The sequence below is a fragment of the Angustibacter aerolatus genome, assembly GCF_054776675.1.
Window position 1 is genome coordinate 1 of the sequence record NZ_BAAHBM010000114.1, and the last position, 8279, is coordinate 8279.

Here is an 8279-nt window from a genome sequence, read left to right on the forward strand (position 1 = left end):
CGCGAGCCGCCGTCGCCCCGCCGGACCAGCGCGGATCGCACGACGCCGTCGCGCCGGACGCGTCGCGGTATCGGGTGAGGGTGCGTCGCCGCGGCACCGGCCGCCGGCTCGGTGAGGGGGCGCCGGCAGGCCGGGCTCGCCGTCGCCGAGCGCGAGCCGCCGTCGCAGCGGTGGCCGGGGGCACCTGACCGGTGCGCCACGACGGCGGTCGGGCACGGTGTCGGGGCCGGGTGGCACGATGGGGTGGTGCCCGACCGCCTGAGCGCGCTCGACGCGTCGTTCCTCTACCTCGAGCAGCCGACGACGGCGATGCACGTGGGCACGGTGATGGTCTTCGAGCCGCCGCACGAGGGCTTCGACCACGCCGAGCTCGTCACGCTGGTGGCGGGCCGCATCGCGTACGCACCGCGGTACCGGCAGCGGGTGCGCACGGTGCCCGGGCGCCTGGCGAACCCGGTGTGGGTCGACGACGAGGACTTCGACGTCAACTACCACGTGCGCCGCTCGGCGCTGCCCTCGCCGGGCACCCAGGAGCAGCTGGCCGACTTCGTGGCTCGGGTGCAGTCGCGCCGGCTCGATCGGGCACGACCGCTGTGGGAGGTGTACCTGGTCGAGGGGCTGCAGGACGGCCGGTTCGCGATCGTCACCAAGACGCACCAGGCGCTCGTCGACGGCGTGCACGCGCTCGACATCGCGCAGGTCATCCTCGAGGAGTCGCCCGAGCCGGCCGAGCTGCCCGTCGACACCTGGCGCCCGGCCCCCGAGCCGACCGACGCCGAGCTGCTCGTCGGTGCGGTGGCGGACGTCGTGCGCAGCCCCGGCACGGTGCTCGACACCCTGCGCGGCGGGGTCGCCGACGTGCGGGCGACGGGCGGACGGGTCTTCGGTCAGCTCGGCAGCCTCGCCCAGGCGGCCGCCCGCACGGCCACCCGCCCGGCGCCGACCAGCCCGCTCAACGTCGACATCGGCGAGCAGCGGCGCTACGCGATGGTCGAGACCTCCCTCGACGACCACCGCGCGGTGCGGGCCCGGCACGGTCGACCGGGCCGCGACCAGCTGTCGGTCAACGACGTGGTGCTCGCCACCGTGGCAGGCGCGCTGCGCACCTGGCTGCTGGGTCGCGGCGAGTCCGTGGTGCCGGCGACGGTGGTCCGCGCGCTCGTGCCGGTCAGCGTGCAGGGGGCCGACGGCGCGGCCGGCGGCGTGGCACAGGCGGTGTCCGAGGTGCCAGGGGCCGAGGCGGGCGATCCCGGCGACCGGTTGGGAGGCGGGGCACGCGTCGGCAACCGGGTCGCGGCGTTCGTCGTCGACCTGCCGGTCGGCGAGGCGAACCCGTCCGTGCGGCTGCACCAGATCGCCTACGCGATGCGGGCGCACGCCGAGGTCGGTGGCGCGGTGGGGGCGCAGGCCCTCGTCGGGCTCGCCGGCTTCGCGCCGCCCACCCTGCACTCCATGGGTGCCCGCGTCGCCAGCGCCGCGTCGCGGCGGCTGTTCAACCTGATCGTGACCAACGTGCCGGGCCCGCAGCAGCCGCTGTACGCCGGACGCGCCGAGCTGCTCGCCTCGTACCCGGTGGTGCCGCTGGCCGAGGGCCAGGCCCTGAGCATCGGGCTCACGTCGTACCGCGGTCGGGTCTGCTACGGCCTGAACGGCGACCGCGACGCGATGCCCGACCTCGAGCTGCTGGGGCAGTGCCTGGTCGAGGCGCTCGCCGAGCTGCTGGAGACGACGCGATGAGCTGGGGCCTGGTGCTCGGGGGCGGCGGCGTGCTGGGCGCGGCCTGGACGGTCGGCGCGATGACCGCGCTGCAGCAGCACCTGGGCCGCGACCTGCGCACGGCCGACGCGATCGTCGGCACGTCGGCGGGCTCGGTGCTCGCGTCGTTGGTCGCGGCGGGCGTGCCGGTCGCGGACCTGCGCCGGCACCAGCTGGGGGAGCCCGTCACGGCCGGGCTGCTCGGGGGCTTCGAGTGGGACCACGACACCGCCACCGGCCCCGACCGGCCGCCTCGCCCCCGGCCCGGCGTGGGATCGCCCCGGCTGCTGGCGCACAACATCGCGCACCTGCGCCGGCTGCCGCCCACGGCCGTGCTCTCGGCCCTGCTGCCGGAGGGGCGCGGCTCGCTCGAGAGCGTCGGCGCCCTCGTGCGGCACGTCGTCCCGTCCGGCTGGGTGGACCGTCCCGGGCTCCAGGTCGTGACCATGGACTTCGAGACCGGTCAGCGGGTGGCCTTCGGGCGCCCGGGCGCGCCACCCGCCGACCTCGCCGACGCGGTCATGGCCTCCTGCGCCATCCCCGGCTGGTACGCGCCCGTCCGCATCGGGTCCGACCGGTACGTCGACGGCGGTGCCTGCTCCGCGACCAGCGTCGACCTGCTCGCGGGGCTCGGACTGGACGAGGTGTTCGTGCTCGCCCCGTCGATCAGCTTCGCCGTCGACCACCCGGCCGACGTGCACAGCCGGCTGGAGCGGCAGTGGCGGGCACGGGCCACCCGCCGCTGCCTGCACGAGGTGGCCAAGGTGCACGCCGGCGGCAGCGAGGTCACCGTCGTCGGGCCCGGCCCGGAGGACCTCGTGGTGATCGGCGCCAACCTGATGGACGTCGGGCGCCGCCGTGCCGTGCTCGAGACGTCGCTGCGCACGTCCGCCGTCGCCCTGACCGACGCCATCCCCTTCGAGTCGATCGGGCCGGCTGCCAGGACCGACCCGGTGGACCGGGCCGACGCCTCGGTCGTGCCCCGGCAGGGCCGCGCACTCGCTGCTGCCGGCGCGCCGGCCGGTGGCCCCCCGCCCCGCTCGCCCGAGCCGGCCGCGTGCGGCGCCCGCCCCCGACGAGCCGGTCGCCGCCACGGCGGTCTCCGCGACGACGAGCAGCCGGCTGCGCCCGGCACGAACCACCACCCCGACGGCGGCCGCCAGCTCGGCCCCAGGCAGCAGGAGCACTGATGCGCGTGTACGTCGCCACCACCACGGACGGCCTGACCCGGCTGCGCGACGGCGGGTTGCCGCTCCCGCTCGTCGCGTGCGCGGTCACCCCCGCCCTGCGCGAGTGGTACACCGAGGGCGACGAGGAGGAGCTCGAGTACGCGGCCGCCTCCGACGCGGCGCTGGCCTCGCTGCGGCTGCTCGCCGACGACGGAGCAGCCCGTCCCCGGAGCCGGACGTCGGCCGACGCGCAGACCGGCGGGCACCCGCTGCGCCGGGTGGTGCTCGCGGTCGAGGTGCCGGACGGCGAGGTCGGCACCCGCGGGCGCGACCCGCACGCCGACGACCGCTCGGCAGTCGAGCTGGCGCGCGGCGTCACCCGCGACGACGTGGTGAGCGTGCACCTCGACGACGACCTCGCGCTGGACGACGTCGCGGCGGCCGTCCGCGCGCTGCCCGCTGCGGACGCCGGCGACGAGGACGCGCAGGCCGTGGTCGACGACGCCGAGGGCCACGAGCTGCTGTGGTTCGACGTCACCGAGCTCGACGACCTCGTCGACCGGTAGACCACGGGCGGCTGCGGCGTCGCACCGTTGCGCACGTGACACGATGGTCGGCGGCCACGAGCCGCGCAGCACGCACACCACACCGACGTCCGGGTGCCACCAGTCCCGGGCCCGCGCAGAGGAGCCGTCAGATGGATGCTCGCACCGCCGTCCCCGTCCCCGTGAACGAGACGGTGCGCGACTACGCGCCCGGCAGCCCCGAGCGGGCCGAGCTCGAGGCGAGGCTGGTCGAGCTGGCGGGCACGCGGCACGAGCTGACCATGACGATCGGCGGCGAGCAGCGGCTCGGCGGCGGCCGCAGCGTCGACGTCGTGCAGCCGCACGCCCGGCACCACGTGCTCGGCACCCTGGGCACGGCCACCCGCGCCGACGCCCGCGCCGCGGTCGACGCGGCGAAGGCCGCAGCCCCCGCCTGGCGGTCGCTGCCGTTCGACGAGCGCGCCGCGGTGCTGCTGCGGGCCGCCGCGCTGCTGTCGGGCCCGTGGCGCCAGACCCTGAACGCCGCCACGATGCTCGGGCAGTCGAAGACCGCGTACCAGGCCGAGATCGACGCGGCCTGCGAGCTGGCCGACTTCTGGCGGTTCAACGTCGGGTTCGCCCGGCAGCTGCTCGAGACGCAGCCCGAGGTGAACGCGCCCGGCATCTGGAACCGGCTCGACCACCGCCCGCTCGAGGGGTTCGTCTACGCCATCACGCCGTTCAACTTCACCGCCATCGCGGGCAACCTGCCGACCGCGCCCGCGCTGATGGGCAACACCGTGGTGTGGAAGCCGTCACCCACCCAGCAGCTGGCGGCGCACTTCACGATGCGGCTGCTCGAGGCGGCCGGGCTGCCCCCTGGCGTCATCAACCTGGTCACCGGCGACGGCCTCGACGTCAGCGCCGAGGTGCTCACCGACCCCGACCTGGCCGGCATCCACTTCACCGGCTCGACGCCGACCTTCCAGCACCTGTGGGGGCAGGTCGGCGCCAACATCGCCGGCTACCGCACCTACCCGCGCGTCGTCGGCGAGACCGGCGGCAAGGACTTCGTGCTGGCGCACCCCAGTGCCGACCCCGACGTGCTGCGCACCGCGATGCTGCGCGGCGCCTTCGAGTACCAGGGCCAGAAGTGCTCGGCCGCCTCGCGGGCGTTCGTGCCGCGCAGCCTGTGGTCGGTGATCCGCGACGACCTGGTCGGCCTCACGGAGTCGCTGAGCGTCGGCGACGTGCGCGACCTGTCGAACTTCATGGGGGCCGTCATCGACGACCGCGCGTTCGCCAAGCACGACGCCGCCCTGCAGCGGGCCCGCTCGACGCCGGGCATCGAGGTGGCGGCCGGCGGCACGGCCGACGACAGCGAGGGCTGGTTCGTGCGGCCCACCGTGCTCGTGGGCGAGGACCCGCGCGACGAGATCTTCTCGACCGAGTACTTCGGGCCGATCCTGTCGGTGTTCGTCTACGACGACGCGCAGTGGGACGACGTGCTCGACCTGGTCGACAGCGGGTCGGCGTACGCCCTGACCGGGTCGGTCATCGCCCAGGACCGGTACGCCGTGCAGCAGGCGAGCGAGCGGCTTCGGTTCGCTGCCGGCAACTTCTACGTGAACGACAAGCCGACCGGCGCCGTGGTCGGGCAGCAGCCGTTCGGCGGCGGCCGGGCGTCCGGCACGAACGACAAGGCGGGCGCCATGCAGAACCTGCAGCGCTGGACGTCGACGCGGGCCATCAAGGAGACGCTGGTGCCGCCCACCGCCCACGAGTACCCGCACATGGGCTGACCCCTCCGGGTGAGGCCGGCGCGGTCGGCCTCAACCGGTGCGTCGCGACGGTCGACACGTCGGTCCCGGGTGCACGACCCGGGACGGACGAGGAGCGTCATGACCGAGGTGTCGGTACCGCTGGACTGGTTGCAGCAGGGGCGGTGCGGCCCGCTGTGCGCGCGGCACGGCGTGGTGACGACCCACGCGACGAAGCGGACGCTGCTCAGCCCGACCCCGGCGTGGATGTACCTGCTGCTGCTCGCGGGCGTGGTGGTGTTCGTGGTCGTCGTGGCGGCGACCCGACGACGCGAGACCGGCCGGCTGCCGGCGTGCGAGCGGTGCCGCACCGAGCGGCGCACCTGGGTGGGCGGCGTGCTCGCCGCGTGGGCGCTCGTCGTGATCACGTTCGTGGTCGCCGTCCAGCGCAGCAGCGCCGGGCTGGCCACGGTGGCCGTCGTGCTGGCGGTGCTCGCGCTGCTCGCCACGGCCGGCGGTGACCTGCTGCGGGTGCGCACCGAGCTGTCGCCCGATGCGGTGCGGCCGGTGTGGGTGCGGCTGCGCGGGGTGCACCCGGCGTTCGCGGACGGGGTGCGCAGCGCCCTGGGGCCCGCGGTCGGCTTCGGCGGTCAGCAGGTGCTCGGCGCGAACGTGCTGCCGGGAGGGCGGGTCTGACGCTGCGTGCGTCAAGCATCGCCGGCTGTTGACGCCGACCGCTCGGAGCGGGACCGTGCCTGGGTGAGCGCCGACGTGCGTTGCCCCCGCTGCCTCGAGCCGGCTCGCGCCCCGGGCCTGGCCAGCAGCCGGTGGAGCTGCGCCCGGCACGGCGCCGTGGCCCCGCTGCACCCGCCGGTGCTCGGCGACGCACGGCACCTGCGCGCCACCGCCGAGCGGTCGCGCGTGCCGGTCTGGGTGCCCTGGCCGCTGTCGCGCGGCTGGGTGGCGACCGGCGTCCAGCGTGCCGGCGACGACCACGAGGGCACGGTCGGCGTCGCGGTCTCGGTCACTGGCCCGAACGCGTTCCGCCGCGACGGCGACCCGCTGGCCGCGGACGTGCTGGTGGTCGCCGAGCAGCCCGGCGTCGGGTTCGGTGCCCGGCTCGCGGGGCTGGACGACGTCGACCCGGGCAGCCTGCTCGAGCAGTCGCTGCAGGGGGAGGCGTCGCGGGCGGTCGCGCACGTGCCGGGGCAGCGGGCGCCGCTGTGGTGGGTGCCGGCTCCCGACGACCGCGCGGTGTACGTCGGCGAGGCGGCGAGCGTGTGGCTGTGGGTCGTGGTGCGTCCTGCTGCGGCGGGCGCCCTGGTGCTCGACGGGCTGCACCTGGTCGACCTGCGCGACCCGGGGTACGCGATGGACGTGCCGTCGGGTGCCCTCACCCCCCACCTGGTCTGACCGCTCTCTAGAGTGGCCGGGTGCGCATCGACCTGCACACCCACTCCGCGGTGTCCGACGGCACCCAGACGCCGGCCGAGCTCGTGCAGGACGCCGCGCGCAGCGGTCTCGACGTCGTGGCGCTGACCGACCACGACACCACCGACGGTTGGGACGACGCCGCCGCGGCCGCTCGCACCGCCGGCCTGGTGCTGGTGCCGGGCACCGAGGTCTCGTGCACCGCCGGCGGCGTCAGCGTGCACCTGCTGAGCTACCTGCACGACCCGGCCGCGCCCGGCCTGCGCGGGGCGATCGACGGCTCGCGCGAGAGCCGCTACCACCGGGCCGAGCGCATCGTCGAGCTGCTGCGGCCCGCCACCGGGCTGACGTGGGACGAGGTGCGCGAGCAGGCCGGTGCCGGCGCGGTGCTGGGTCGCCCGCACATCGCCGACGCGCTCGTCACCCGTGGGGTCGTCGACAGCCGCGAGGAGGCCTTCGCGACGCTGCTGTCGTCGCGCGGCCCCTACTACGTGCCGCACCACGCCCCCGACGCGGTGCAGGCGGTGCGGCTGGTGGTCGAGGCCGGTGGTGTGCCGGTCATGGCGCACCCGCTCGCGCGGCAGCGCGGCCGGGTGGTCGACGACGAGGTGATCGAGGCGATGGCGGACGCCGGCCTGGCCGGGCTCGAGGTCGACCACCGCGACAACGACGAGTCGGCGCGGTCCCACCTGCGGGCGCTGGCCGCCCGGCTCGACCTGCTGGTCACCGGGTCGAGCGACTACCACGGCGCAGGCAAGCCCAACCGGCTCGGCGAGCACACGACCGACCCCGAGAGCCTCGAGCGAATCGAGCGCCTGGCCACCGGCACCGTGGCCGTCCGGTGAGCGGCGCGCTCGCCTCGGTCGTCGACCTGCAGCTGCTGGGCTCGGTCTTCGTCACGCTCTTCGTGATCATGGACCCGCCCGGCACGGTGCCGATCTTCCTGGCGCTCACCGGCTCGATGACCGCCAGGCAGCGGGTGCGGGCCGCGCGGCAGGCGGTCTGCGTGGCGTTCGCCGTCATCCTGGCCTTCGCCGTCTTCGGGCGGGCGCTGCTCGACTACCTGCACATCAGCCTGCCGGCGCTGCAGGGGGCCGGCGGCCTGCTGCTGCTGCTCGTCGCCCTCGAGCTGCTGACCGGCAAGGACGAGGCGCCCGGCCAGGCGGAGGGCGTGAACGTCGCGCTGGTGCCGCTCGGCACGCCGCTGCTGGCCGGGCCCGGTGCGATCGTCGCCACGATGGTGTTCGTGCAGCGAGGGCACGGGCGGGCGACGGCGTGGGTGGCCATCGTGATCGGCGTGCTGCTGGTGCACGTCGCGCTCTGGCTGGCGATGCGGTTCGCCGGCCGCATCCACCGGGTGCTCGGCGAGGGCGGCACCACGCTCGTCACCCGCATCGCCGGCCTGCTGCTCAGCGCGATCGCCGTGCAGCTGGTCGCCGACGCCGTCCGCGCGTTCGTCGCCGGACAGGGCTAGCCCGCGACGGGTCCCACCGTGCCGCCCGGGCCGCCGGGTCCGTCCGCGCTGCCGTGCGCGCTGGCTGCGCCGGGCCCGGCGTCGCCGTCGGCTCGTCGTCTGGGTCCGGCCGCCAGCCGGTCCTGCGCGTCGCCGAGGTGCGGGTCGCCGGCGGTGACGGCGTCCA

At 76.0% G+C, this 8279-nt stretch carries 8 protein-coding genes; all 8 read left to right on the forward strand.

Going from position 1 to position 8279, the window contains the following annotated elements; genetic code table 11:
• The first annotated feature begins 246 nt into the window (after positions 1-246).
• The 8 genes from ACYVI6_RS17025 to ACYVI6_RS17060 all read left to right on the forward strand — a co-directional run bounded on the left by ACYVI6_RS17025 (position 247) and on the right by ACYVI6_RS17060 (position 8113).
• The gene (locus ACYVI6_RS17025; RefSeq protein ID WP_460447504.1) at positions 247-1737 is read left to right on the forward strand and encodes a WS/DGAT/MGAT family O-acyltransferase; all 1491 of its coding nucleotides are present in this window, start codon (positions 247-249) and stop codon (positions 1735-1737) included.
• Complete coding sequence (locus ACYVI6_RS17030; RefSeq protein ID WP_460447505.1) at positions 1734-2945, forward strand: patatin-like phospholipase family protein; 1212 nt, start codon at positions 1734-1736, stop codon at positions 2943-2945. The genes ACYVI6_RS17025 and ACYVI6_RS17030 overlap by 4 nt, the downstream gene beginning before the upstream one ends.
• The gene (locus tag ACYVI6_RS17035; protein WP_460447506.1) at positions 2945-3490 is read left to right on the forward strand and encodes a DUF6912 family protein; all 546 of its coding nucleotides are present in this window, start codon (positions 2945-2947) and stop codon (positions 3488-3490) included. Before ACYVI6_RS17030 ends, ACYVI6_RS17035 begins: the two co-directional genes overlap by 1 nt.
• Before the next feature lie 131 nt (positions 3491-3621).
• A complete protein-coding gene (gene pruA / locus ACYVI6_RS17040; protein ID WP_460447507.1) occupies positions 3622-5250 on the forward strand; it encodes an L-glutamate gamma-semialdehyde dehydrogenase in 1629 nt (542 codons plus the stop codon).
• A gap of 99 nt (positions 5251-5349) precedes the next feature.
• Positions 5350-5904, forward strand: coding sequence for a hypothetical protein (locus ACYVI6_RS17045; protein ID WP_460447508.1), 555 nt, complete (start codon positions 5350-5352; stop codon positions 5902-5904).
• A 63-nt stretch (positions 5905-5967) separates the two neighbouring features.
• Positions 5968-6621, forward strand: a complete 654-nt coding sequence (locus ACYVI6_RS17050; protein WP_460447509.1) for a DUF6758 family protein — start codon at positions 5968-5970, stop codon at positions 6619-6621.
• Between the two features lie 20 nt (positions 6622-6641).
• On the forward strand, positions 6642-7484 hold the full coding sequence (locus ACYVI6_RS17055) for a PHP domain-containing protein (RefSeq protein WP_460447510.1): 843 nt from the start codon (positions 6642-6644) through the stop codon (positions 7482-7484).
• Entirely contained in the window at positions 7481-8113 is a 633-nt protein-coding gene (locus ACYVI6_RS17060; RefSeq protein WP_460447511.1) for a MarC family protein, read from the forward strand. Before ACYVI6_RS17055 ends, ACYVI6_RS17060 begins: the two co-directional genes overlap by 4 nt.
• Positions 8114-8279 lie beyond the last annotated feature (166 nt).

Coding starts and splice junctions, on each gene's coding strand:
- ACYVI6_RS17035 (WP_460447506.1), top strand. CDS start 2,945: ATGCGCGTGTACGTCGCCACCACCACGGACGGCCTGACCCGGCTGCGC.
- ACYVI6_RS17030 (WP_460447505.1), top strand. CDS start 1,734: ATGAGCTGGGGCCTGGTGCTCGGGGGCGGCGGCGTGCTGGGCGCGGCC.
- ACYVI6_RS17045 (WP_460447508.1), top strand. CDS start 5,350: ATGACCGAGGTGTCGGTACCGCTGGACTGGTTGCAGCAGGGGCGGTGC.
- pruA (WP_460447507.1), top strand. CDS start 3,622: ATGGATGCTCGCACCGCCGTCCCCGTCCCCGTGAACGAGACGGTGCGC.